The organism is Psychrobacter sp. HII-4, from assembly GCF_904846595.1.
Taxonomy (GTDB): Bacteria; Pseudomonadota; Gammaproteobacteria; order Pseudomonadales; family Moraxellaceae; genus Psychrobacter; species Psychrobacter celer.
Map to the genome: position 1 here is coordinate 18,745 of NZ_CAJHBJ010000015.1, position 24,375 is coordinate 43,119.

At 46.1% G+C, this 24,375-nt stretch carries 24 protein-coding genes; 19 read left to right on the forward strand and 5 right to left on the reverse strand.

What is annotated here, in order from left to right; genetic code table 11:
- Nucleotides 1-76 precede the first annotated feature (76 nt).
- On the reverse strand, nucleotides 77-850 hold the full coding sequence (locus JMX98_RS08445; RefSeq protein WP_201585904.1) for a metal ABC transporter ATP-binding protein: 774 nt from the start codon (nucleotides 848-850) through the stop codon (nucleotides 77-79).
- Between the two features lie 80 nt (nucleotides 851-930).
- A complete protein-coding gene (locus JMX98_RS08450; protein ID WP_201585905.1) occupies nucleotides 931-1,458 on the reverse strand; it encodes a Fur family transcriptional regulator in 528 nt (175 codons plus the stop codon).
- 249 nt (nucleotides 1,459-1,707) lie between these two features.
- Between JMX98_RS08450 and JMX98_RS08455 the strand changes: the two genes are divergently transcribed.
- From JMX98_RS08455 to JMX98_RS08515, 13 genes are all read left to right on the forward strand, one after another.
- Nucleotides 1,708-2,595, forward strand: coding sequence for a metal ABC transporter solute-binding protein, Zn/Mn family (locus JMX98_RS08455; protein WP_227680098.1), 888 nt, complete (start codon nucleotides 1,708-1,710; stop codon nucleotides 2,593-2,595).
- A gap of 406 nt (nucleotides 2,596-3,001) precedes the next feature.
- Nucleotides 3,002-3,400: an ATP synthase subunit I gene (locus JMX98_RS08460; protein WP_075101876.1), complete on the forward strand. Its 399-nt coding sequence runs from the start codon at nucleotides 3,002-3,004 to the stop codon at nucleotides 3,398-3,400.
- Nucleotides 3,401-4,118: 718 nt separating this feature from the next.
- Nucleotides 4,119-4,985 carry a F0F1 ATP synthase subunit A gene (gene atpB, locus JMX98_RS08465; protein WP_192993458.1) on the forward strand — a complete coding sequence of 289 codons (867 nt, stop codon included), beginning with the start codon at nucleotides 4,119-4,121 and terminating at the stop codon, nucleotides 4,983-4,985.
- 33 nt (nucleotides 4,986-5,018) lie between these two features.
- A complete protein-coding gene (gene atpE / locus JMX98_RS08470; protein ID WP_010197960.1) occupies nucleotides 5,019-5,267 on the forward strand; it encodes a F0F1 ATP synthase subunit C in 249 nt (82 codons plus the stop codon).
- A 117-nt stretch (nucleotides 5,268-5,384) separates the two neighbouring features.
- Nucleotides 5,385-5,855: a F0F1 ATP synthase subunit B gene (locus JMX98_RS08475; RefSeq protein WP_201585908.1), complete on the forward strand. Its 471-nt coding sequence runs from the start codon at nucleotides 5,385-5,387 to the stop codon at nucleotides 5,853-5,855.
- A gap of 13 nt (nucleotides 5,856-5,868) precedes the next feature.
- Nucleotides 5,869-6,492, forward strand: a complete 624-nt coding sequence (locus tag JMX98_RS08480; RefSeq protein WP_201585909.1) for a F0F1 ATP synthase subunit delta — start codon at nucleotides 5,869-5,871, stop codon at nucleotides 6,490-6,492.
- Between the two features lie 93 nt (nucleotides 6,493-6,585).
- Nucleotides 6,586-8,130 carry a F0F1 ATP synthase subunit alpha gene (atpA, locus tag JMX98_RS08485; protein WP_201585911.1) on the forward strand — a complete coding sequence of 515 codons (1,545 nt, stop codon included), beginning with the start codon at nucleotides 6,586-6,588 and terminating at the stop codon, nucleotides 8,128-8,130.
- 210 nt (nucleotides 8,131-8,340) lie between these two features.
- The gene (gene atpG, locus JMX98_RS08490) at nucleotides 8,341-9,222 is read left to right on the forward strand and encodes a F0F1 ATP synthase subunit gamma (protein WP_201585912.1); all 882 of its coding nucleotides are present in this window, start codon (nucleotides 8,341-8,343) and stop codon (nucleotides 9,220-9,222) included.
- A gap of 38 nt (nucleotides 9,223-9,260) precedes the next feature.
- Entirely contained in the window at nucleotides 9,261-10,694 is a 1,434-nt protein-coding gene (gene atpD / locus JMX98_RS08495; protein ID WP_201585913.1) for a F0F1 ATP synthase subunit beta, read from the forward strand.
- A 104-nt stretch (nucleotides 10,695-10,798) separates the two neighbouring features.
- A complete protein-coding gene (locus tag JMX98_RS08500; RefSeq protein WP_075101883.1) occupies nucleotides 10,799-11,215 on the forward strand; it encodes a F0F1 ATP synthase subunit epsilon in 417 nt (138 codons plus the stop codon).
- Nucleotides 11,216-11,788: 573 nt separating this feature from the next.
- Nucleotides 11,789-12,505, forward strand: a complete 717-nt coding sequence (locus JMX98_RS08505) for a response regulator (RefSeq protein WP_198336747.1) — start codon at nucleotides 11,789-11,791, stop codon at nucleotides 12,503-12,505.
- Between the two features lie 199 nt (nucleotides 12,506-12,704).
- A complete protein-coding gene (locus tag JMX98_RS08510; protein ID WP_201585914.1) occupies nucleotides 12,705-14,393 on the forward strand; it encodes an ATP-binding protein in 1,689 nt (562 codons plus the stop codon).
- A 51-nt stretch (nucleotides 14,394-14,444) separates the two neighbouring features.
- A complete protein-coding gene (locus JMX98_RS08515) occupies nucleotides 14,445-14,624 on the forward strand; it encodes a hypothetical protein (RefSeq protein ID WP_075101885.1) in 180 nt (59 codons plus the stop codon).
- A 46-nt stretch (nucleotides 14,625-14,670) separates the two neighbouring features.
- Here JMX98_RS08515 and JMX98_RS08520 read toward each other — a convergent pair whose 3' ends face one another.
- Nucleotides 14,671-16,161, reverse strand: a complete 1,491-nt coding sequence (locus tag JMX98_RS08520; RefSeq protein WP_201585915.1) for an ATP-binding protein — start codon at nucleotides 16,159-16,161, stop codon at nucleotides 14,671-14,673.
- 250 nt (nucleotides 16,162-16,411) lie between these two features.
- Between JMX98_RS08520 and rpsP the strand changes: the two genes are divergently transcribed.
- From rpsP to rplS, 4 genes are all read left to right on the forward strand, one after another.
- Complete coding sequence (gene rpsP, locus JMX98_RS08525) at nucleotides 16,412-16,681, forward strand: 30S ribosomal protein S16 (RefSeq protein ID WP_075101887.1); 270 nt, start codon at nucleotides 16,412-16,414, stop codon at nucleotides 16,679-16,681.
- A gap of 190 nt (nucleotides 16,682-16,871) precedes the next feature.
- Complete coding sequence (rimM, locus tag JMX98_RS08530; protein WP_201585916.1) at nucleotides 16,872-17,405, forward strand: ribosome maturation factor RimM; 534 nt, start codon at nucleotides 16,872-16,874, stop codon at nucleotides 17,403-17,405.
- A gap of 106 nt (nucleotides 17,406-17,511) precedes the next feature.
- Nucleotides 17,512-18,282, forward strand: a complete 771-nt coding sequence (gene trmD, locus JMX98_RS08535; RefSeq protein WP_201585917.1) for a tRNA (guanosine(37)-N1)-methyltransferase TrmD — start codon at nucleotides 17,512-17,514, stop codon at nucleotides 18,280-18,282.
- A gap of 197 nt (nucleotides 18,283-18,479) precedes the next feature.
- Complete coding sequence (gene rplS / locus JMX98_RS08540) at nucleotides 18,480-18,902, forward strand: 50S ribosomal protein L19 (RefSeq protein WP_105244305.1); 423 nt, start codon at nucleotides 18,480-18,482, stop codon at nucleotides 18,900-18,902.
- Between the two features lie 244 nt (nucleotides 18,903-19,146).
- Here rplS and JMX98_RS08545 read toward each other — a convergent pair whose 3' ends face one another.
- On the reverse strand, nucleotides 19,147-19,707 hold the full coding sequence (locus JMX98_RS08545) for a DUF4442 domain-containing protein (RefSeq protein ID WP_105244304.1): 561 nt from the start codon (nucleotides 19,705-19,707) through the stop codon (nucleotides 19,147-19,149).
- A 440-nt stretch (nucleotides 19,708-20,147) separates the two neighbouring features.
- On the opposite strand from JMX98_RS08545, the gene JMX98_RS08550 reads away from it, so the two are divergent.
- Together JMX98_RS08550 and uvrC are read left to right on the forward strand one after the other, a co-directional pair.
- Entirely contained in the window at nucleotides 20,148-21,674 is a 1,527-nt protein-coding gene (locus JMX98_RS08550) for a DUF3360 family protein (RefSeq protein WP_201585918.1), read from the forward strand.
- Between the two features lie 142 nt (nucleotides 21,675-21,816).
- The gene (uvrC, locus tag JMX98_RS08555; RefSeq protein ID WP_201585920.1) at nucleotides 21,817-23,661 is read left to right on the forward strand and encodes an excinuclease ABC subunit UvrC; all 1,845 of its coding nucleotides are present in this window, start codon (nucleotides 21,817-21,819) and stop codon (nucleotides 23,659-23,661) included.
- A 98-nt stretch (nucleotides 23,662-23,759) separates the two neighbouring features.
- Here the strand turns inward: uvrC and JMX98_RS08560 are convergent, their stop codons facing one another.
- Nucleotides 23,760-24,335: a dihydrofolate reductase gene (locus JMX98_RS08560; protein WP_201585921.1), complete on the reverse strand. Its 576-nt coding sequence runs from the start codon at nucleotides 24,333-24,335 to the stop codon at nucleotides 23,760-23,762.
- Between the last annotated feature and the right edge of the window lie 40 nt (nucleotides 24,336-24,375).

A 24,375-nucleotide genomic window follows, 5' to 3' on the forward strand; every position in this document is an offset into this window, starting at 1 on the left:
AGATATCCGTAACAGTTTTTAGTTTGCATTAACGCTGTGTTTTTAAGGCAGTCATCAACGTGTTTGAGTGCATGTATTATAATTCGCTGGGAGCATGATGCTCGCAAGCATGCGGCTGATGCACATACGGTTGCTCATAGTGGTGACCAAACAGCTTTTGAAACTCACTACTAATCGCAAGCTCGCTTGGCTGACCTTCACAGCAGATATGCTTGTTGAGGCAAATCACCCGCCGGCTGCCTTTCATCACCCAATGTAAATCATGCGACACCACGAGCATGGCGCAGCGCAAAAACGCTGGTAGCTCATCAATAAACTGATACAGCCAAACCTCAGTATCAGGATCAAGCCCTTGCATCGGCTCATCTAAAATTAACAAGTTGGGTTTGTCCAGCAGTGCCCGCGCCAACAACACGCGCTGCGTTTCACCACCTGACAAATGCAGCATCTGCCGTGACAGCAGATGCGTCAAAGACAAGTTGTCAAAAATAAATTGCCGCTGCTCGGCCGTTAGGCGTTTTTTGTCCGCTTGTGCCAACAAATCACAGACGCGTAATGGCAGTATCGGCGGCACGGCAAAGCGCTGCGGGACATAACCCAGCTGTAGAGGCTGATGAGTGGTGATTTGCCCTTTGGTCGGCTCAAGCAAGCCTAAAATAAGCTTGACCAACGTCGACTTGCCCGCGCCATTGGGCCCAATGAGGCTAAGTGTTTCATCGACAGCAATATCGATATCGATATGCGACAGTAGACGCTGCTGACCAATATGAAAACTGATGTCACTCAAGCTCAGTAGCTTTTTACGATCAAGTGTTGTATCAGTCGTAGTGGTAGATATAGACGGTGACATAAGCGCGCTCATAGGGCAAGGACTCAAGGTAAGATAAACGATGGATGATAAATTAACGAGCAAATAATAAACCGTCGTTATTACTGACAAGCTTGGCAACGACCACTCAGCTCAATGACACTACGCTCCACCACAAACCCCACATCTTTTTCAGCAAAGCTCATCATCTCTTGTACGGGTATGCTACTGCATTCTTGTACCCGCTGACACTGCGCGCAGATCAAAAACGCCGCCGTATGCTGAGCGCGAGGATGACAGCAGGGCACGTAGGCGTTGATAGAGGTAAGCTGATGGATTAAGCCCTCACCGAGTAAAAACTCCAAGCTGCGATATACCGTGGGTGGTGCCACGTTTTTTGTCGTTTTTTGCGCCGACGCATCATCAGGTGCGACTAGTCGCATTTGCTGCAACTGGGTGATCAAATCATACGCGCCGACGGGTTGGTTGGCTTCGAGTACCAGCTGGTATATCTGCTGCCGTAACGGCGTAAAACGCGCACCACTGAGTCGGCATTGCTCCTTTGCTGCGCGCAGGCGCTCAGTCACATCATCCGGTGTAAAGTCTTGCACATCATGCAAGTGATCGCAGACTGACAAACTCGTAGACATGAGGCAAACTCCTAAAAATTACGTAGCATTTTAGCAATGGCGTTTTCTATTGTTATAGTATAACATAATAAAACAAAATTACCGAGCAACCTAAATATTGAATAACCAAGTAAATTGACCGGCCACTGCCAAAGGGTGAGCTGATGAGAGCGATCGAGCTGGGGTGATAGCAATCGTCAAACGATATGTCCGATGCCCAGCATCTATATTTGCTTAACTTTTTGCCAACTATATACCAAAGAGCTGACTATGAATCCAATGTTTTATGATTATTTGCGTGCCTATCCGATTTTGCAGCGTCTGCTAGCACCACTACTGCTATGGTTGGGGCTGGCCTGTGTGAGTGCGCATGCAGCCACCGTCAGCGTCAGCAACTATCCGCTGTTTTTATTAAGTGAGGCGGTGACCGAAGGCGCGCCGTCTGCTAAGCGGCTACTACAAGCTGGCGAGGTCGGGCATCACGGCAGTATCAGCCCTGGTGATATCAAGGCAATACGCGACAGTAAGTTTGTGGTTTGGTTTGGTGAGCCGCTAGAAAATAACTTGGCCTCAAGCTTAAAGACAGCGCCTAATGCCATTGCCTTATTTGAGTTTGATGCCTTTAATCGTCATCCGCTACGTGATGTCCAAGGCAAACCCATCGCCGGCACGCTCGACCCTCATATCTGGCTCGATCCTGATAATGCCAAAGCCATCACTCGTGCCTTGGCTGTTATCCATAGCCATGCCAATCCGCAATATAAAAGCCTTTATCATGTCAATGCACAAAAATTCGCCCAGCGTTTAGACAATGCGGTGGCCGCTGCTAGCTTAGATAGCACAAAAAACCCCTCACCCTACTGGGCTTATCATGATGCGTATCAATATATCGAAGACAGCATCAATTTACAGCTTATTGGTAGCTTGAGTGTCGATCACCACTTAGCACCAAAAGCCAGTCAATTACGCCGGTTAAATGAGCAGCGCCCAACCAAGCGAATGTGCTTGGTCAGTCCAAATGCACCTGCCAAAGGCTTGCTGGCCAAACTACAGCCCGTCAGTACCACAGTACAAGCAGAAGACATGAGTAACAGCACCGACTTTATCAGTGGCTGGCAAACGATGGCGCAGCAAATCCATCAGTGTGTCGATAAATAAGTGCAATTAAGCGCAATAACGCTCAAGTGTCTGACTGACGTGCATGACTGACGGCTATTATACAAATGCCACAGTATGTTTTAAGGCATCTGATTTTAAGCTATCTGAAAAATAGTTGATCGACGATAAGATAAACATAGGAGCATGCTGGCATAGCGCTACTCCTATTTAGAATGAATGATAACGGGCGCAGGCTTGCCGCTCTTGATGGCAGCCATGAGCAGTGATTGGGGTAGGGGAGAGATAAAAGGTAGATTTTGCTTGCTTAACGGCTGCAGCCTCCTTATAATAAGTGGCGTTTTATTTTGGTTAAAAGGTAACACCTGTAGAGTGAGTCATTCACGGATAAAAAGGCTGCGAGTATTTCTGCTGTCTTATCCCAATGCTATAAGGCTATAGGCGTACCATGACCAAACCTGCCAAACGCACCCAAAAAGACAAGATTGGTATTTATATCAAACGCCAAGCCTGGCTGTTATTTATCTTGATCATTGCCGCTTGGATGATAGATATAAGCTGGCTACATAGTCAGCTCATCATCGCAAAGAGCACCGCAATCGGTGCACTACTGAGCTTTATCACACAGGCTGTATTTGCTTTTTTTGTTTTTTGGTACACCGGATATCGCGCGCGCAGACACATTGTCAGCCAGCTATATCGAGGTCAGATGGCCAAATGGCTATTGACTGTGTTTGGTTTTGCACTAATTTTTATTACCGTACAACCCCTATCTGCGCCAGCGCTGTTTATCGGTTTTATGGTAATGCAAATTAGTCACAGTTGGATGTTGTGGCACATACGCTAGTGCTGGTAGCTCATGATGGTATCGATGATGATCTATCTGTGATGGTTACTGATTAAATAGTACTAGGCAAGTCACCCTGCCGTCCAATTTCTCTATGACTGATTCTATAAAGTCAAAAAATGACATGTGCTTTATTTCTATTGATATGATTTTTATCGATAGGAATATAAAGATAGCGATATAGGCGACGCAGATTCATTGATAAGCGCAAAATGACGATGAAAACAACACAACGTCTCAATAAGCTTTGGGTTTAGTATTAAATATTTCTACCCAGCAAATGAAGCAAGCCTATACGACTAAAGTTCAGTGGCCGCTAACTTATTCATACGGTGGATAAAAAAGTCATAATTGACTTTACACGAATACAACGCTGCATTAATATAGGCAGCGAAATATTTTGCTTATAAGCGCCGAATTGAGCGATAGCTACAAAAATGTGGCAGTAAGCAAGCACATATATAATAATTTTGCGTATACATGCAAGGGCTATTACTGAATTATCATAAGCCCTTTTTTGATAGCTAAAATTTAACTTACGCCATCAAACATCGCATCGTAATAGAACTATGGGTTGGATGTTATTGGTTACATGAGTGCCTTGGTTTGTTCTATATATTTGCTTAGTCGCAACATACATAGAAAGACCACGCCTCATCAGATGACAACCATATTTTTGGTAGTTGATTAAATCGTTGATTAATAAGAAGCTTACATTATGGCATCCGAGCAAACATCATCAGAATATATCTCTCACCACTTAACGAATTGGACGTACGGTTATCTGCCGGGCGAAGGTTGGAAAGTTGCTCATACTGCTGAAGAGGCAGCGCAAATGGGCTTTAACGCTATCCATCTTGATTCTATGCTATGGTCAATTGGTCTGGGTATTTTATTTTGTGCCATCTTTTGGATGGTTGCCAAAAAAGTCACCTCAGGCGTGCCAAGCAAGACGCAAGCAGCGGTTGAGATGATCGTTGAGTTTGTTGATAACAACGTTCGTGATTCTTATAGTGGTACCTCAAAATTGATCGCGCCATTGGCGTTGACTATTTTTGTTTGGATCTTCTTGATGAACTTGATGGATTTGATCCCTGTTGATTTCATTCCAGGTCTAGCTGGTCAGGTTGGCGCTGCTATGGGTCATGATCCCCATCATGTTTTCTTTAAGATTGTTCCAACGACTGATCCTAATATCACGCTTGGCATGTCGTTCTCTGTCTTTGCACTGATTATCTTTTACAGCATTAAAGAAAAAGGCGTGGGCGGCTTTATTGGTGAGCTAACGCTACACCCATTTAGTGCCAAAAACCCAATCGTACAAGTGATTTTGATCCCCATCAACTTCATCCTAGAAGCAGTTACTCTGATAGCCAAACCTGTATCACTTGGTTTGCGTCTATTCGGTAACATGTATGCTGGGGAATTGATTTTCATACTGATTGCTCTAATGCCGTTTTGGATTCAATGGGCGTTATCGGTACCGTGGGCTATCTTCCACATCTTAGTTATTACACTTCAAGCGTTCGTATTCATGATGCTGACGATAGTTTATATGTCGCTTGCATCATCAACTGAACATTAATTAGACATTCAATAGGTAAATGAGGATACATCAATGGATCCAGTATTAGGTGGTTACACAGTTATCGCAGTAGCGCTACTTATCGGTCTTGGCGCACTTGGCACAGGTATTGGTTTTGCTATTCTAGGTGGTAAATTCTTAGAAGGCGTTGCTCGTCAACCAGAGCTTGGCTCACAGTTGCAAACTCGTATGTTCATCGTAGCAGGTCTTTTGGATGCTATTCCGATGATCGGTGTTGGTATTGCTATGCTATTGTTGTTCGCTAACCCTCTAGCAGGTTAATCCGAAAGCTCAGTTGTAAATGTTTGGTATTCAAAGATTTATTATCCAATATAGTCAAGATTTGACTGCCAAACATGATCAATGAAACTGATTTTTCATTAACAAAGAGGTGATCACGTGAATATCAATTTTACCCTCGTCGGTCAAGCCATTGCTTTTGCAATATTTGTGATTTTTTGCATGAAATTCGTGTGGCCACCACTTATCGGGGCCATTAATGAGCGTCAGCGTAAAATCGCTGAAGGCTTGAATGCCGCAGAAAAAGCAAAAGCAGACTTGGTGACCGCAGAGCAAGATGCCCAGCAGGAGCTTGATCTTGCGAAGACTAAAGCCGCGGCTTTAATCGAGCAAGCCAACAAGAGTGCCAACCAGCTTGTCGAAGATGCAAAAGCGCAAGCGCAAGCAGAAGGTGAGCGCATTCGCCAACAAGCACAAGCATCTATCGACCAAGAAATCAATCAAGCGCGTGAATCATTACGTGCGCAAGTTGCTGAACTGGCTGTACTTGGTGCTGAGAAGATTTTGCAAGACAAAGTCGATGAGCAAAAACATGCCAGTATGTTAGACCAACTGGCGGCGAAGCTGTAATTGTGAGGATATCATGGCTGACTTATCAACCTTAGCACGACCGTACGCTAAAGCCGCGTTTGACTATGCCAACGAAAATGGTGTGGTAAATGAGTGGGAAAACTTCTTATTTATTGCCAGCCACGTTGTCAATGACAAGTCGTTCAGTACTTGGCTGGACAATCCAGCTGTTTCTGCTGAGCATAAGTCAGCTGCTTTGGTCGATCTTTATGATACACAAGTAGCGGGTTCTAATGACTCTGCTTTTAAGCAGCTATTAGATAAGAACCGAGGTGCTCAACCAAGCGCTGACACCAGCTATCCTAAAGTATCAGTAGCACTTAGTAACTTCGTTAAACAGTTATCAGAACAAGAGCGTCTGGCGCTGCTTCCTGAAGTTTATGAGCATTATCGCCGTCACAAGGCAATAAGCTTAAAGCAGCTTGACGCATATGTGACCTCTGCCTATCCATTGACCGACGCCCAGCGTGAAACGATTCAAACACGTCTTGCTGCCTCGTTAAATGCGAGTGTGGTGATTCACGAGTCGGTCGATCCAAGTCTATTGGCAGGCGCTACGATCAAAGTCGGTGACAAAATCATTGATGATTCGATGCGCGGCAAGTTACAACAGTTAAAAACACAGCTAACTGCCTAATGCCACTCAGTAGCGCAGCCAAATAAAACCTGCGTGAGCGTAAGAGCATTTAAGTCAGTGGGCGGGTTATCATAAATTAAAGGAAACAAGGCAATGCAACAATTGAATCCAGCGGAAATCAGTAACCTGATTAAGCAGCGTATTCAAGACCTTGATGCGGGTGCAACTGCAAAGAATGAAGGCACGATTGTCAAAGTATCTGACGGTATCGTGCAGATTCATGGTCTTGAAGATGCCATGTACGGCGAAATGATTGAGTTTGAAGGCGAAATCTATGGAATGGCGCTTAACTTAGAGCGTGATTCTGTCGGCGCGGTAGTACTTGGTGATTACCTACAGCTGCAAGAAGGTCAAAAAGCCTATTGTACTGGTCGTATCCTTGAAGTACCAGTAGGTCCTGAGCTGCTAGGCCGTGTTGTTGACGCCTTGGGAAATCCTATTGATGGCAAAGGTCCTATCAATGCCAAAATGACTGATAAAGTCGAAAAAATCGCTCCAGGCGTTATCGACCGTCAATCAGTCGATCAGCCAGTGATGACCGGTTATAAAGCCGTTGATACCATGATTCCAATCGGTCGTGGCCAGCGTGAGCTTATCATTGGTGACCGTCAGACTGGTAAAACAGCCATGGCCATCGATGCGATCATCGCCCAGAAAGATTCTGGCATCAAGTGTGTGTACGTCGCAGTCGGTCAGAAACGCTCTACTATTGCCAACGTCGTACGTAAGCTTGAGCAAACCGGTGCGCTAGAATATACCACCGTTGTAGTCGCTTCGGCATCAGAGCCAGCAGCACTACAGTACCTTGCACCATACTCAGGCTGTACGATGGGTGAGTATTTCCGTGATCGCGGTGAAGACGCCCTAATTGTCTTTGATGACTTATCAAAGCAAGCGGTTGCGTATCGTCAGATTTCACTATTGCTACGTCGTCCGCCAGGTCGTGAAGCATACCCAGGTGATGTATTCTACTTACACTCACGCTTACTTGAGCGTGCATCACGCGTCAACGCTGATTATGTAGAAAAATTCACCAATGGCGAAGTGAAAGGTAAAACCGGTTCTTTGACCGCCCTGCCTATCATCGAAACCCAAGCAGGTGACGTATCAGCATTCGTACCAACCAACGTGATCTCAATCACTGATGGTCAGATTTTCTTAGAGTCTAGCTTGTTTAACTCAGGTATTCGTCCTGCAGTCAACGCTGGTATCTCGGTATCTCGTGTTGGTGGTTCTGCGCAGACTAAGATCATCAAAAAGCTCTCTGGTGGTATTCGTACCGCTCTGGCTCAGTATCGTGAATTGGCAGCATTTGCTCAGTTTGCCTCTGATCTTGATGATGCGACTCGTGAACAGCTTGATCATGGTGAGCGCGTGACTGAACTGATGAAACAAAAACAGTATCAGCCAATGTCAATTTCTGAACAAGCGGCCGTTATCTATGCGTCAAACGAAGGGTTCTTAGCCGATGTACCAGTTGAAAAGATTGGTGCTTTTGAAGAAGCCTACTTACGCTATATGCATGATGAGCAAAGTGAATTGATGCGAGAGATTGATGACACTGCGAACTACAACGATGATATCGCAGGTCGTTTAAAGTCAGCAGTACAGACTTTTAAACAAAATCACAGTTATTAATTTAATGGGTTAAGCCGATCTGGTGATGACTGATCGTTTAAAAGGTGGCGCGTTGTCTGATACGCTTTTTGCTAAGACAAAAGCGCCACTGTCTTAACCACCGTCGGTATTAGATCGCGTTATGCACAAGATATCACCTTTTTTAAAGGTGAGTGTTTATCAAATGCTGCATGCGCCAATGCTTTTTAACCCTCTTATATTGGAATCATTATGGCAAGCTTAAAAGAGATACGTGCCAAAGTCACCAGTATTAAAAGCACCCAAAAAATCACTCGCGCTATGCAAATGGTAGCAGCGAGTAAGATGCGCCGTGCGCAAGAGCGCATGGAAGTGGGTCGCCCGTATGCTGATAGTATGCGCCGGGTTATTTCACATTTGGTGCATGCCTCATCAGATTACAAACATCCGTATATGGAATCGCGTCCAGTCAATAAGGTTGGCTATATTGTCATTACCTCTGACCGTGGCCTAGCGGGTGGTTTGAATATTAACTTATTCAAAGCCTTATCTAAAAGTATCCAAGATTATCAAGACCAGTCTGTACAAACTGAGTTTGCAGTCATTGGCGCTAAAGGGGTGAGTTTTTTCAAAAACTTTGGTGGTAAAGTGACGTCAGCGGTGACTGACTACGGCGACAAACCAACGTTTGAGCAGATAAACGCACCAGTTCAGGCCATGCTTGAAGATTATAGTAACGGTAATATCGACCGTATCTATGTGGTATACAACCAGTTTGTAAATGCCATGACTCAAAAGCCTATAGTCAATCAATTAGTACCACTACCAGAGGGTTCATTTGGTGACGAAGAGAGTGGCTTACAGACAGAGCTTAGCTGGGATTATATCTACGAGCCTGACATCAAGACATTGATTGATGAATTGCTTGGTCGCTATATCGAATCGATTGTCTATCAAGCGGTAATGGAAAACATTGCCTCTGAGCAGTCCTCTCGTATGGTTGCGATGAAAGCAGCGACAGACAACGCGGGCAATTTAATTAACGATTTACAGTTGGTTTATAACAAGCTGCGTCAAGCGGCGATTACCCGAGAAATCTCGGAAATCGTTGGCGGTGCTGCTGCTGTTTCATAATTGACTACACCTATATATAGAAGTTCAAGGAGAACGCAATGAGTAGCGGTCGTATTGTACAGATCATTGGCGCGGTTATTGACGTTGAATTTAACCGTGAAGACGTGCCTCAGGTCTATGATGCCCTACAGGTCGATGGTACCGAAACTACCCTAGAAGTACAGCAACAATTGGGCGATGGTATCGTACGTACTATCGCAATGGGTTCAACCGAAGGTCTTAAGCGCAGCATGCCTGTGACCAGCACGGGTGCACCGATTTCTGTGCCAGTAGGTACAGCCACCCTAGGTCGTATCATGGACGTTCTAGGTCGTCCTATCGACGAAGCGGGCGACGTTGCTGCAGACACTAAATGGTCTATCCACCGCGAAGCGCCAAGCTACGCTGAACAATCAAACAGCACTGAGCTACTAGAGACAGGCATCAAAGTTATTGACTTGCTATGCCCGTTCGCCAAAGGTGGTAAAGTTGGTCTGTTCGGTGGTGCCGGTGTTGGTAAAACCGTAAACATGATGGAGCTGATCAACAACATCGCTCTAAAACATTCAGGTTTGTCTGTGTTTGCAGGTGTTGGTGAGCGTACTCGTGAAGGTAATGATTTCTATCACGAAATGCAGGAAGCTGGCGTTGTAAACACTGAAGACTTTAGTAAGTCTAAAGTAGCAATGGTATATGGCCAGATGAATGAGCCACCAGGTAACCGTTTACGCGTTGCACTGTCTGGTTTGACCATGGCTGAGTACTTCCGTGATACCAAAGATCCTGCCACTGGTAAAGGTCGTGACGTACTGCTATTTGTTGATAACATCTACCGTTATACACTAGCCGGTACTGAAGTATCAGCACTACTTGGTCGTATGCCATCAGCGGTTGGTTATCAGCCAACACTCGCTGAAGAGATGGGTCTGCTGCAAGAGCGTATTACTTCAACGCAATCAGGTTCTATTACTTCAGTTCAAGCCGTTTACGTACCAGCCGATGACTTGACGGATCCATCGCCAGCAACGACGTTTGCTCACTTGGATGCGACAGTCGTACTAAGCCGTGACATCGCCTCACAAGGTATCTATCCTGCGGTTGATCCACTAGATTCAACCTCACGTCAGCTAGATCCACAAGTTATCGGTGAAGAGCACTATAACGTCGCTCGCGGTGTGCAAGAAGTGTTGCAGCGCTATAAAGAGCTAAAAGACATTATCGCCATCCTAGGTATGGACGAGTTGTCAGAAGAAGACAAACTGGTTGTTTATCGCGCTCGTAAGATCCAGCGCTTCTTATCTCAGCCATTCCACGTTGCCGAAGTCTTTACTGGTGCGCCTGGTAAATATGTACCGCTACGCGATACCATTGCCAGCTTTAAAGCAATCATCGCCGGTGAATACGATGACCTACCAGAGCAAGCGTTCTACATGGCTGGTAGCATCGAAGAAGTAGTGGCTAAAGCAGAAAAAATGAAATCTACTGCAGCGTAAGTTGCGTTAGCAATTGCTAAAAGGCAAGTGGGCTACTATCTGTCTACTTGCCAGTAGATAACGCATCGCAGTTTTGATTGAGTTTTGATCGTAAGGAGTTAAATATGGCAACGTTACAATGTCGCGTCGTAAGTGCTCGTGAAGAGTTGTATTCGGGCGAGATCAGCATGCTAATAGCTACGGGTACCGAAGGCGAGATTGGTGTATTGCCAGGTCACACACCGCTTATTACTTTGCTAAAACCGGGTGCGATGCGCGTGCAAACACCAAACGGTGAAGAAGAAGTGATTTATGTTTCAGGTGGCGTTTTAGAAGTTCAGCCAAAGATGGTCACTGTATTGGCGGATACCGCCATGCGTGCACACAATCTTGATGAAAGTAAAATCATCGAAGCGCGTAAAAAAGCGGAGCAAATGCTGGTCAATCAGTCTGATACGGTTCAGACCAATGCCGCTTTGGCTTCTTTAGCAGAGTCTGTGGCACAGCTACAAACGATTCGTAAATATAAAAACCGCGCGTAAAGCAGAGTTTTGGTTAGATATTTTTAGCTTGGATCTTCAAGCAACAATAAGACAGTCCTTTATGGGCTGTTTTTTTATGTCTGTCATATATTCGGTATCAGCTAAAATCATATGACAAAAGTAATCAATATCGCGGTTTGCTGCTGACTTTATTAACAGAGATAAAAAGACACTGGCGACAATGAGAATATCTGGTTATATTAGAGACGATAATATGTAAATGCTGCGTGAGCGTTGAAAACATGATTGCTATTGTCATAGGTGCTGAGCGATGCGTAAACAGTGATGCGTCAATGTCTATGCCAGTATTAAAGCGCTAAAAAAGTCTTTAAACCGTTAATTTGCATGAAGAAGGTAGAATCTTTGGACGTAAACTAAAGTTTTAATCATTATAGTTTATAGGTTTTGTTACCGACTATAGGCTATAGTATAGGAAGCCGTACGTTTAATAGTATACTGTGCTACCAAGTTGTAACAGCTATACAAACATCAATCGTGCCACAATATGGTGCTATTAATTTTACCGCTCTTACTTTTACTGCTTTTAAATGAGATGTATTAGAGGATATAACAATGACAACGACTGAAGAAGACAACACCCCCCGAATCTTGATTGTTGAAGATGATGAGCGTCTGGCCATGTTGACCCAAGACTACTTGGTCAAAAACGGTCTAGAAGTCGCCATCGAAACCGATGGCAACCGTGCGATTCGCCGTATCGTCAACGAACAGCCTGATATGGTGGTGCTTGATGTCATGCTTCCTGGTAGCGATGGGTTGACAGTGTGCCGTGAAGTACGTCCCCATTACCAGAATCCAATTTTGATGCTGACCGCCCGTACTGAAGATATGGATCAAGTACTCGGCCTTGAGATGGGTGCTGACGACTATGTTGCCAAACCGGCGCAGCCACGCGTACTATTAGCTCGTATTCGTGCGTTGCTACGTCGCTCAGAAAACGCGCCATCAGAAGATGTGCCGCAGCGTTTAGAGTTTGGTGAGTTGGTCATCGATAACGGTGGCCGTTCAGTCACGCTTAGTGATGATCTGGTAGATTTTACTAGCGCCGAATATGACCTATTATGGTTACTTGCATCGAATGCTGGTCGCATTTTATCGCGTGAAGATATCTTTGAGCGCCTGCGCGGTATTGAGTATGATGGTCAAGACCGCTCCATTGATGTGCGTATCTCGCGTATCCGTCCAAAAATTGGTGATGATCCAGAAAACCCTAAGCGTATCAAGACTGTCCGTAGTAAGGGTTATCTGTTTGTTAAAGAAGGCAACTAATCAGCTCACATCTGAGTGAAGACAGATTGTCTCGCATTCTCACAAAAAAACCAGCGCCTTTGCTGGTTTTTTTTGTGGCTAAATTTTAATTTTTAAACTTAAATACAGCGTTATGTGGTTTAATTAAGCCATCATAATGTAGCAGCACTATGCTGGGTACTATCAGCGGATTTTATTTATTAAGTTGGTCACGGCACGTATGTCATTAGTTTCTTCTTTAAAGCACAGTATTTTCGTTCGGATTTATGCCGGGCTGCTTATCGTTTGTTTATGCGTGGCCTTGTTCGCGCAGTTATTGATGGACACGATCAATAAAGAGCGGGTGCAGTCCTATCGAGAAACCATGGCCAAAGGGGCGTTTCATTTGGTCAGTGAAGGAATTGCGCATCAGGACAATGAGCAGCAGCGAGCGTATTGGTTATCAGATGCCAGTAGCTTGTTTGGCTCGACATTTAGTGTCATACCGATTGATAAAGTGGACTTCACCGCCAGCGAGCTACGCCGTCTTGAAAATGACAATACCGTGGTTCGTTATAGCAATCAGCCGGTATATGCAGATGTTTATTATCGTCTGCCCGACAGCCAGAGCGTCTTGACCGCGAGGGTATCACAGGTGACCGAACAGCAAGTGCGTGCTATTGCTGTGTTTTTGTTAGATGATTTGTCTTATCACATGACTTTATCGGATAAGCGTGCACGCCTCGCTGAGCTAGAAGACAAGTTTTCTTTTCCGCTTGCGTTTCAGGCGGTCAACACCCTCGATCTGGATTCTGATCAGATAGCGCGTTTGCGCCGTGATGAGGTGGTCATCTCTTTGCAGGATACCAACAGTAGTAAGAGCAACTCAGCGATCAGAGTGATAGTGCCCTCCGAAATCAATGACATGGCTATCTTGATCGGCCCGATTCCTTTGTTTAACTGGTTTCCGCTCAATCTGATCATCAGTATGATTTTGATCAGTATGTTCCTTATTAGTTTGGGTGTTTATGCGCTGATTTTTCCGCTTGAGCGTAAGCTACAACTGATACAAGTGGGCGTCAACGAAGTCAGTAAAGGCAATCTAGATATCCAAGTACAGGTCATTGGCCAAGATGAGATTGCGCGTTTGGCAGCGACATTTAACGCCATGACCTCACATATCAAGCGTTTGATTGAGTCACAGCGTGAGCTGACACGCGCGGTCTCGCATGAGCTGCGTACGCCTGTTGCCCGTATACGGTTTGCCGTCGATATGCTGGCCGATACTGATGATGAGGACTCGCGCTTTATGCAGCGTGACTATATCGATGAAGATATTGAGTCGCTAAATGGTTTGATTGACGAGATTTTGACGTACGCCAAGCTAGAAGAAGGCTCGCCAAAGCTTGATCTAGAGCCTGTCAATCTTCGAGAGCTGCTAGAGCAGGTCGAGCGCGAAACCAACGCGCTAGGTAAACCCATCAAGATAGTCACCAACTTGCCAAATGCAAAGGTGACCGCAATTGCCGATCGTCGCTATTTGCACCGCGTGATTCAGAACCTGGCAGGCAACGCTCTACGCTATGCAGAAACCACCATTATCATTAGTGCTGGCGTCAAAAAGGGCAATGCCTTTGTCAGTGTCGAAGATGACGGTCATGGCATCCCAGAAGAAGACCGCGAAAAGGTGTTTATCCCATTTTCGCGCTTGGATGACAGTCGCACCCGTGCATCGGGTGGCTATGGACTTGGTCTATCTATCGTTTCGCGCATTGCTTTTTGGTTTAACGGTAGTATGAAGGTAGATGAAAGCCGTGAGCTTGGCGGCGCAAGGTTTGTCATGACTTGGCCGATTAAGCCCTTGACACAGATATTGGCGGCAGATGAGTTGACGCAAGAAAGAAGTGAGCGTGATATTGAAAACCAATGATAAGCAAAGACAGCCAGTGATCAGCAGAGCAATAGTAGAGGAGGGCAAAGGATGCCATACTTATTTGGCGGGTTGGTGATAGTAAATGCGATTACCTTGGGGTATTATTTATTTGTGCAGCAGCCGAGTAGCACTCAGACCGTAGAGGCGGCCAAAGCGGAGATTACCCAGCCGCTGGCCTTTACCAATAGTGCTAAGTATATCCCGCCGGTGATTGGCAGCAAAGACTGAGATTTAAGACCAAGGGGCGGCTTGAGTCTGCCCCTAACCTTAACTTTTAAGGGTTAGGCGGCTTGTCTGTGGCCTGTTTCTCATCAGATGGCTCTGAGGTAGTGGGCGTATCGGCGGCTAAGGTTTCATCGCCAGCCACCTTAGAGAGTAGCGGGATACGTACGCACACTTGTAAACCGCCATCAGGATGATTGATGGCCTCAACCGTACCATGATGTAACCCTGCAATACGGCTGACGATGGCTAAGCCTAGACCACTGCCTTGTGTGGTACGTGCCGTCTCGCCGCGCTCAAATGGTTGCATGATTCGCTCTAATTGGTCTTCTGCCACGCCATCGCCGCAATCGCGCACACAGATTACCAATTGTTCTTGTGCTTCTTGGTTTACTACGTTTTCCGTCACCACATCGGTTTCTTCATCTACATCGGTTTCGACAAAGGTCGGTATGACGGTTGCCGATAGATAAATGGGCGGTTTGCCGTAGCGATTGGCATTATTTATAAGGTTGATAATCAAACGTTTGATAGAAAGCGGCCTGACGGGTACCACTTTATGGCACTCAGATTGATAGATAAACTCCATTGGCGCAAATTGCACCATGATTTCATTAAATATGGTGTCCAGATTGGTCAGGCTCACAGGCTCATCGGAGCCATCTTTCATAAACGAGATAAACTGCTCCAAAATCGCATCCATATCTTCAATATCATAAATCAGCCCTTCACGAAAAAAATCATCCGGCAGCATCTCAGCGGTCAACCGCATTCGGGTTAGCGGCGTCCGCAAATCATGTGAGATACCGGCAAGCATGATAGTACGCTCTTTTTGCGCTTGGCTGAGCGTGGTAAATAGGCGATTAAAGGCCATATTGACCTGACGTATCTCTGTTGGGCCTTTTTGGGTGGGCAGGGTGGTGGCGTGACCAAGACGAATATAATTGGTCGCGGCGCGCTGCAGATAGCGCAGCGGGCGGTTTAATTGCCGCGCCAGTAAAACAATAGTGAGCAAGGATAAGATAGGCAAACCAATCAAAAATAACACCAGCAGACTTGGGCTATACTGTGAGTAATACACCACAGGCTCACGAATCCAAAAACTGTCGTCACGGCTGTCTTGTACCCATAATTGCGGCGTGGGCTTAAATTTAAAATACACCTCAACAGGTCGCCCTAATTGAGCGCCAATCTCTTGCTGCAACACGTTGGTAAAGATACCGACAAAGGCTTTATCAGCCACCTCCGGAAAGTCGCTTGGATTATCCACCACCACCACATGTGAGTGCCGATAAATCCACTGGCGTACCTCAGGACGCGTTTGCCAGTCTTTATTGGCGCTATTCATCAGCTTTAGCTCGCTGGTCAAATAACGCGCATGATTTTTGAGCTCTGGCAAATACAGACTGCGCCAAAAAAATAAAATCGATAAACTGACACTGATCAGCACGATAAAGGCGACCATCAAAGTCGTCAGCCAAGTGTTGGAGTAAGAACGCGCAAGCCAGCCTTTGCGACGGGTTGGTAGATTTGATGGAGTCATAATAATCCAATAGGTTACATGAGGCGTTATAAAGTATAGCGTTATTTGATCTAGAAAGGATGTCATCCACCAAAAATAACGGCGCAATAGCAGAGGATTGCCATATGCAAATTCTAGAAGGATTTTACATCGATAGCCATTTAAGCTATTGTTAATAAATAATTAAATAAGCACAGTTTATGTTTTCAATAAATCAAGACTGTGATATAATTATGCCCTTTTTGGTATACCTGCGAAAGAGAGAATTCACATGGTTGTTATTCGTTTAGCACGGGGCGGTGCCAAGAAACGCCCATTTTATCAAGTAGTTGTTGCTGATCAACGCCGCGCGCGTGACGGTCGCTATATTGAAAACATCGGCTTTTTTAACCCACTCGCTAAAGAGTCTGAAGAAGCAGTACGCCTAAACATGGAAGCGTACAATGCGTGGATCGCCAAAGGTGCTCAGCCTTCAGATCGCGTTGCTTCATTAGCAAAAGCTTATAGCAAGTCTGCCGCTCAAACTGAAGCCACTGCTTAAGTTTGTTAGTCGCTGAGGTGCCTATAGTTTGACTATGGCAGTCTCAATAGACTTGAAAACACATAGCGTAACTGGTCTGACCAGGGTGCGCCATTAACTGTTTATCGCTTTTAACGCAGTTTTCAATGATTGTTGCTTTAATTGTGATTGTTTTACTTACTGTTTGTTAGTCATTACTAGGTTAGCCGTTATGTCATCTGCTCCAGACGCTAGTACCCTCATGAAAATCGGTCAGCTTAAAAAGCCTTATGGTATTAAAGGCTGGCTGTGGGTATTTAGTGATACAGAGGATCGGACGGCAATATTTGACATGCAGCCGTGGTGGATGAAAACTGCCACTGGCATGAAGCCTTTGACGGTGAAAGCATGGCGTCAACAAGGCACAGGAATCGTCGCTCAGTTTGAGCAGGTACCTGATCGCAATGTTGCAGAGACGATGAACGGTGTGACCGTTTGGGTCGAGCAAGACGTCTTGCCAGAAACGGCTGAGGATGAATATTATTGGTCAGACTTGATCGACTTGCGCGTGATAAACGAGCAAGAAGAGTATCTAGGCGATATCACCGAAATGTTTGAAACTGGCGCGCATGACATCATGCGTGTGAAAGCAAACTCAGACAGTTTGGATGGTGAAGAGCGCCTGATTCCATGGCACAAACAAACCGTCATTGAGGTCGATATGACTGAAAAAACGGTGCTGGTGGCATGGCCAAGTGACTATTAATTAAATAGATATTAATCAAGTAGCTAATAACTAGTAATAGTATGAGTAAGACAATTTTTTGGCGTTAGCGCCAGTATGATCACTGCGTCAACTAAGTAGATATCAGATGTATTTTGCCGTCATTAGTATTTTTCCTGAGATGTTTGCCACGATTCGTGATTTTGGTATCACAGGAAGGGCAGTCGCTGGAGAGCATGTGACGATTGAGTGCATTAATCCACGTGATTATACCACCGATAACTACCGCCGTATTGATGAGCGCCCGTATGGTGGCGGTCCTGGCATGGTGATGATGGCCGAGCCATTATCAAAAGCCATAGAAGATGCGCGCTTGCGAGCGAGTCAGCACGGCTGCCGTGTCGATAGTGAGCACTGTCCGGTGATTTATATGTCGCCACAAGGACAGACGCTCAGTGAGAGTAGTGTGGTCAGCATGGCTGAGTACGATGGCATGATTATATTGTGCGGTCGTTACGAGGGTATTGATGAGCGCTTACTATCACGATATGTCGATAGGGAAGTGTCATTGGGGGATTATGTGCTGACAGGCGGTGAGCTGCCTGCCATGGTATTGATGGATAGTGTGATACGTCGTTTGCCTGATATCATGGGCGATGATCAGTCCGCTGAGCAAGACTCCTTTGTCGATGGTTTGCTTGATTGTCCACATTATACCAAGCCGCATGAGTTTGCAGGTATGAGCGTCCCTGAGGTATTACTCTCAGGTCATCATGCCAATATTGCTAAGTGGCGTTTTGCTCAGCAAGTCAGTCGCACGCAAGCGCGTCGGCCAGACTTATGGCAGGCGTTTACCCCAACGGCAGAGCAAGCGAAGTGGCTAAAGGCACTGGCAAAAACAGATAAAAATAGGGGTTAACCTTTCGTTTTATCGTTTTTGAATTTGATAAACAGTTAAACAATAAAATTTTGAGCAATAATAAAACGAGTCATCATATTGTGGCCGTTGGTTATAACCCATTTACGTTGCGTCTTTTCATAATAAGATGCAATTCATTATTACAAACAGGTGATATGCGTGAAGCCTCTATTATCTAATGTGAGGAGATAACTCTCATGAGCAACAAGCATCCATTGGTTCAGGTCATCGAAAACGCTCAATTGCGTGAACACCCAAGCTTTGCACCCGGTGATACCATTGTCGTACAAGTAAAAGTACGTGAAGGTGAGCGTGAGCGTCTACAGGCTTTTGAAGGTGTGGTCATCGCTAAGCGTAACCGCGGTTTAAACTCAGCATTTACCGTACGTAAAATCTCAAGCGGCGTCGGTGTTGAGCGTGCATTCCAGTTGCATTCACCACTGATCGATAGCATCGAAGTGAAACGCCGTGGTGCGGTTCGTCGTGCGAAACTATACTACTTACGTGAGCGCTCTGGTAAATCAGCCCGTATCCGCGAAAAGCTTGGTGCTCGTCCAACAGCTCAGAAAAAAACTGACGCTGGTGTTCCTGATGCGGTTGAAACAGCGCCAGGTATCTAAGCACAAGTTACGTGAGCACATACGTGATCATAAGTATCTAAGCGGTGCTCTGAGTCTTTGTTAGTCTGTGATTATCACCGCCAGCAAAGGCTCGGACGAGCATAGATACCAGCCCTTATTCATAGGTTTATTTATAAATAAGCGGGCTATACCAAAAAGACAAAACCCCAATCTATGCGATAGCTGGATTGGGGTTTTTGTATGGGCGAAATACATGTGTGCCTATGAACGCAGATGCATGAGATTAGGCGCTATCAGCGGTGTCGATGCGTATGCTTTGATCCTTTGATTTGCTGTGCTTACGCAAACGGATATACAGTGTCTTCGTGACAGTGGCCACAACTTTTTGCTGCTCATCGACGATATCGACACTGTAGTCGCGAAATACCGCCCCTCCATCTTTGGCCAGCTCTTGAATGGTAATGATTTCAGCGCTCGGTATCTTCATCCTTGCGGTGACTTTGCTATGGCCTGGCGCGACAAAGTCGATATGTGAGCTTTTGTCCCATACCACATAATGACTGCCCAATTGATGCATCAGCATGAGCATATAAAACGGATCGACCATAGAGTAGAGGCTGCCACCGAACTGGGTGCCGACGATGTTTTTATTTAAGCTATTCAAACCCATACTGACCACACATAAACCTTGATCGAGGCTGATATGCTCGATTTTGATGCCAGCTCCGACGTAAGGCGCGTAGGTGTTGATACGCAGTTTGAGTAAATGCGGTGTCAACAATGGCATGATGCTTTGTTTGGCGCGACGCTTTAAGGTCTCAAGGTTGGTGGGTAGTAAGCTCATAAAGGAATCCTGTTACTTCTTTTCGATTTTTAATTATTAAGTCAAATGGCTGACACCTGTTGCAGGGTATCTAGCGTGAAAGCTATTTATCATAAGTAAAAATCGTCTTTACCGCTAGGTTTAAAGCGTAAGTATGCCTCATTATAAATAAGATAAATGATGAATATATGAGGCAGCACGTCGCCCTGAGCACGGTCATCGCTAAGCAATCTGTGGTTGTTTTTCTAAGATAAATGATTGATAAGTTTGCAAAAATGATAATTTAAAACTTTAAGTTATCAATCAAACCGAGACGCATAGTATCTTTACATGGTTCCGCGCTCGCATTTCACTGTCCTGTGACATACAATAGCCTGCAATTTGTACTGCCCTGTGATTTTATCAAGTCACATCAGTGCACTGCCCGTCCATCGAAGCCTCAGTCGACATAAGGAAATGTGATGAGTAACACTCAGATCCCTGCCTCAGGGTCTAATCCGCCACCATCGAATCCATCCAATTACGACAGCGAGTCACAAGGCAGCTACCTTGATCTACACAAGCCCAGCTCAAGCTTTGAGAGTCGTGACGCCTATCTAAATCATGAACTACAAATCATGCAGCCCAAGCGCTGGCGGGTAAACTTGCCGTTTCGTGATTATCGTTTTGAGTATGAAGATACCATCCCTGCGATGGCCGCAACGATCGGTAAGGTCGTGATGGTAGGCGCTATTGCCGCTACGTTTGCAGGGCCGCTTGGGCTAAGCGATGCCTTTGTATTAGAAAACGTGCGCTATGAGCTGTTAATTGTCGCTTTCTTTGTGGTTTTATTCTCAGGCTTTCTGCTACCGACAGCCAACCTCGCTGGTACGCACGGGCCACTGATTCCACTGATTCCTATCGTCGTTGCTGCTGGTGGTCACCCGATGGCCTTTGGCTTGCTCATCGGTGCTTTTGGGCTATTACTAGCCATTAGTAAAGGAGGCAGTCTGCTGGCAAACTTGACCAGTAAAGGCGTGTGTGGTGGTCTGCTGCTTTATTTGGGTTTTATTGGCACCCTCTCGCAGGTCAAAAATCTTTTTGCATGGGCCGAAGGTATTGGCATGGCGCATATCGCCTTTGTGGTGATTTTGCTGACCATCATCCTGTATGCGGTGTTAGAAAACTTTCAAAAGCGCTGGCTGGCTGTACCGTTAAGCTGCTTGTTAGGTGGCGGTGTGGCCTTTGCTATGGGCGCGCCTTTTGCCTTTGAGACAGCGCCTGGCCTGCCAAATATGAACCCGATGTACTGGTGGGGGGAGGACACGGGCTGGATGCTAGGCTTACCGACGATTGAAAGCTTTGTGGTGGTATTGCCATTTGCAGTATTGGCCGTCGCTATGTGGTCGCCGGATTTTTTGGGTCATCAGGTCTTTCAAAAGATCAGCTACCCAAAGCGTACCGAGCGCGTGTTGATGGATATCGATGACACGATGACCAGTGCCTCTATCCGTCAGGTCGCAGGCTCTATCCTTGGCGGCGCAAACTTTGCGTCATCATGGGGTACGTATATCGTACCAGCTGCGATTGCCAAACGCCCGATTCCAGCGGGTGCGGTACTCACAGGACTGTTTTGTTTGATCGCTGGTATCTGGGGCTATCCGATGGATTTGGCGATTTGGGAGCCGGTGATGTGCGTGGCATTGATCGTTGGGGTTTTCATCCCACTCTTAGAGGCTGGCATGGAGATGACGCGCGAAGGTAAAACCACGCAGTCTGCTGCTATTGTGGTGTTTGCTTCTGCCTTAGTGAACCCAGCCTTTGGTTGGTCGATTACCTTGGTGCTTGATAACCTAGGTTTGATTGGCTCAAAGGAGCGTAGTGCGAGCCTATCAAAGATGAGCCGCTGGATTATTCCTGTCATTACCTTTGTGATATTGACTGGTGTCATGGCGGTGGTTGGGATGTTACCGGGCATTCCTGCACTATTACCGAACTTCCGTCATTAGAAATTTTGCCTACCACAAAAACAGAAAAGCCAGCCTCGTGCTGGTTTTTTTGTGTGTAAGCGGATAAGTTTGATGGCTTGTAAAACGTAGGCTGCCGCCCCATAAATAGCTGTATATCAGTGTCTTAAGAGCAATAAATTTTATGGTTAATGTCTCAGAGTCGAGTCCTGTCGATGATAAAAAAGCCCGCCTCAAACATCTAATTCAGCGCCTGCCAAACTTGCCAGGGGTCTATAAAATGCTGGGTAAAAACGGTGATATTTTATATGTGGGCAAGGCAAAATCGTTAAAAAGTCGCGTCAATAGCTACTTCGCTAAGACCATTGACCATCCAAAGACGCGGGCACTGGTGGCACGGATTCACGATATTGAGACTATCATTACCCGTAGTGAAACCGAGGCACTGCTGCTTGAGCAAAACCTGATTAAAGAATACCGTCCCCCTTATAACGTCTTGCTACGTGATGATAAGTCGTATCTATACGTGTTTATCTCAGCGGATAAGCCTTATCCACGTTTGGCGTATGGACGCGGCAAAGGCAATCACCAAAAAGGTCGGTTTTTTGGACCTTTTCCTTCTGCTCATGCGGCCAAAGAAACCTTGGTGCTCATGCAAAAGATGTTTCAGATGCGCCAGTGTACCAATACGTTTTTTAAGCAGCGTAAGCGTCCGTGCCTTGAGTATCAAATCAAGCGTTGCCGTGCGCCCTGTGTGGGCTTGGTGTCGCCAGAAGAATATGCAGAAGATGTGAATAACACCATTCGTTTTCTCAAAGGCGACTCAAGTGACATACACAGTGCGCTAATTGAAAAGATGGAAAGTGCTGCTGAATCGTTGGATTTTGAAAAAGCAGTCTTTTATCGGGATCAGCTTTCTATGCTGCGCGAAGTACAAGCGCGGCAGGCCGTCTATACGGTGCAAGGTGAGGCCGATGTGATTGCCATTGCCAGTCAGGCAGGCATGACTTGTGTCAATGTGCTGACGGTGCGCGGCGGCCGCGTACTCGGCGGTAAAAACTACTTCCCTGATGTCGATAGCAGTGAGTCGCTCGCGGATAATTTGTCCGCCTTTATTACCTCTTTTTATTTTCAGGTGACCGACGACTTGCCAAGTGAGATTATTCTCAGTCATGCGCTACCTGACCAACAAGCAATCAGCGAAGCATTGACCACCCACTTTGAGAGCAAAGTCGTTATCAAAACCAATGTGCGCGAGCACCGCTCAGAGTGGCTGGACTTGGCCAAACTGAATACCAACAATGCACTAAAAACCAAACTGGGCGACTATCTAGAGCTGTATGCGCGCTTTGGTGCGCTAAAGGACGTACTGGCTGATGTCACTGATCGCGCCATAGACCGTATCGAGTGCTTTGATATCTCGCACACCATGGGCGAGGCGACCATCGGTAGCTGTGTGGTGTTCGATCAAGGAGGCTCGCGCCGCCGCGATTACCGTCAGTATGCGATTCATGATATCCAAGGCGGTGACGATTATGCGGCGATGCAACAAGTGCTGACGCGGCGCTATAAAAAACAGCCACTGCCTGATCTGTTGCTGATTGATGGCGGGAAAGGTCAGCTTAATATCGCCAAAGACGTCTTGACCGAGCTGGGTATCTTAAATGACACGCTGCTTGTGAGTGTGGCAAAAGGAGAAGGGCGCAAGGCGGGTTTAGAAGTATTACATTTTATCGATCATGAGCCGCTGGATCTGCCCATGGACAGCAAGGCGCTGCATTTATTGATGCATATTCGTGATGAGGCGCATCGTTTTGCCATCACAGCGCACCGTAAGAAGCGGGATAAGCGCCGTTCGTCGTCGGTGCTGGAGGTGATACCGGGGCTGGGAGAAAAGCGCCGCCGCGACTTGCTCAATCACTTTGGCGGGATGCAGCAACTGCTAGGGGCTTCGCAGCAAGAGCTGTCGGGTGTACAGGGCATCGGTCCAGTATTGGCCAAGACCATTTATAAAGTGCTGCATGAGTAGGCTATATATGGGTAAAGGTTCGCTGTGCGTATAGAAAAATGGGCTGCTCTAGATAAAGAAACAGCCCCATTTTTGAGTCATTGATGAAGAGTACGTTTTTATGCTTCAGTAGCCTGTTTTAGGTAAGTCACAAATCTAAAATCCAATCCGCTTTTTTCATCATGCATCGACTCAGACGCTTCTACGGCTGCAAAGTCGCTCGGCAATTCAGGATAAAACGCCTCGCCGTCAGGGATCTCGGTATCGACGTGTGTCAGCTCAATACGATCGGTGTACATAAAGGCATCACGAAATACCCGCTCGCCGCCGATGACCCAAATCGTATCTAAGTGAGCACCATGGGCGAGACTGGCAGCTTGCGTTAAAGCATCATCCAAATTATGCACCACATGCGCATTGTCTTTGCCTACTAGGCCGCTCTTTTCGGCGTAGTCCATTTGACTGCTGATAATAAAGCTGACACGTTTTGGCAACGGCTTGCTGCCCATTGACTCAAAGGTCTTGCGCCCCATGATGACGATACCTTGAACCGCACCGCCTGTTGCTTTGGTGGTCATTTGTTTGAAATGCTGCAAATCTGCTGAGATATGCCACGGCAGCTCATTGTCCTTGCCGATACAGCGATTGCTACTGATAGCAGCGATTTGGGCGACTTGGGTATTGGCATAACTCATAATATGTCCTTATTGTTTTCGTCAGTCATATGAAGTAAAA

Bases quoted from the DNA above. Each gene is read 5' to 3' on its own strand.
- JMX98_RS08520 (WP_201585915.1), bottom strand. From the start codon at position 16,161: ATGACTCCATCAAATCTACCAACCCGTCGCAAAGGCTGGCTTGCGCGT.
- JMX98_RS08450 (WP_201585905.1), bottom strand. From the start codon at position 1,458: ATGTCTACGAGTTTGTCAGTCTGCGATCACTTGCATGATGTGCAAGAC.
- JMX98_RS08550 (WP_201585918.1), top strand. From the start codon at position 20,148: ATGAGTAACACTCAGATCCCTGCCTCAGGGTCTAATCCGCCACCATCG.
- JMX98_RS08480 (WP_201585909.1), top strand. From the start codon at position 5,869: ATGGCTGACTTATCAACCTTAGCACGACCGTACGCTAAAGCCGCGTTT.
- trmD (WP_201585917.1), top strand. From the start codon at position 17,512: ATGTATTTTGCCGTCATTAGTATTTTTCCTGAGATGTTTGCCACGATT.
- JMX98_RS08560 (WP_201585921.1), bottom strand. From the start codon at position 24,335: ATGAGTTATGCCAATACCCAAGTCGCCCAAATCGCTGCTATCAGTAGC.
- JMX98_RS08505 (WP_198336747.1), top strand. From the start codon at position 11,789: ATGACAACGACTGAAGAAGACAACACCCCCCGAATCTTGATTGTTGAA.
- JMX98_RS08455 (WP_227680098.1), top strand. From the start codon at position 1,708: ATGAATCCAATGTTTTATGATTATTTGCGTGCCTATCCGATTTTGCAG.
- rplS (WP_105244305.1), top strand. From the start codon at position 18,480: ATGAGCAACAAGCATCCATTGGTTCAGGTCATCGAAAACGCTCAATTG.
- JMX98_RS08515 (WP_075101885.1), top strand. From the start codon at position 14,445: ATGCCATACTTATTTGGCGGGTTGGTGATAGTAAATGCGATTACCTTG.
- JMX98_RS08510 (WP_201585914.1), top strand. From the start codon at position 12,705: ATGTCATTAGTTTCTTCTTTAAAGCACAGTATTTTCGTTCGGATTTAT.
- uvrC (WP_201585920.1), top strand. From the start codon at position 21,817: ATGGTTAATGTCTCAGAGTCGAGTCCTGTCGATGATAAAAAAGCCCGC.
- JMX98_RS08445 (WP_201585904.1), bottom strand. From the start codon at position 850: ATGTCACCGTCTATATCTACCACTACGACTGATACAACACTTGATCGT.
- JMX98_RS08500 (WP_075101883.1), top strand. From the start codon at position 10,799: ATGGCAACGTTACAATGTCGCGTCGTAAGTGCTCGTGAAGAGTTGTAT.
- JMX98_RS08545 (WP_105244304.1), bottom strand. From the start codon at position 19,707: ATGAGCTTACTACCCACCAACCTTGAGACCTTAAAGCGTCGCGCCAAA.
- rpsP (WP_075101887.1), top strand. From the start codon at position 16,412: ATGGTTGTTATTCGTTTAGCACGGGGCGGTGCCAAGAAACGCCCATTT.
- atpD (WP_201585913.1), top strand. From the start codon at position 9,261: ATGAGTAGCGGTCGTATTGTACAGATCATTGGCGCGGTTATTGACGTT.
- atpA (WP_201585911.1), top strand. From the start codon at position 6,586: ATGCAACAATTGAATCCAGCGGAAATCAGTAACCTGATTAAGCAGCGT.
- atpG (WP_201585912.1), top strand. From the start codon at position 8,341: ATGGCAAGCTTAAAAGAGATACGTGCCAAAGTCACCAGTATTAAAAGC.
- JMX98_RS08460 (WP_075101876.1), top strand. From the start codon at position 3,002: ATGACCAAACCTGCCAAACGCACCCAAAAAGACAAGATTGGTATTTAT.
- atpE (WP_010197960.1), top strand. From the start codon at position 5,019: ATGGATCCAGTATTAGGTGGTTACACAGTTATCGCAGTAGCGCTACTT.
- rimM (WP_201585916.1), top strand. From the start codon at position 16,872: ATGTCATCTGCTCCAGACGCTAGTACCCTCATGAAAATCGGTCAGCTT.
- atpB (WP_192993458.1), top strand. From the start codon at position 4,119: ATGGCATCCGAGCAAACATCATCAGAATATATCTCTCACCACTTAACG.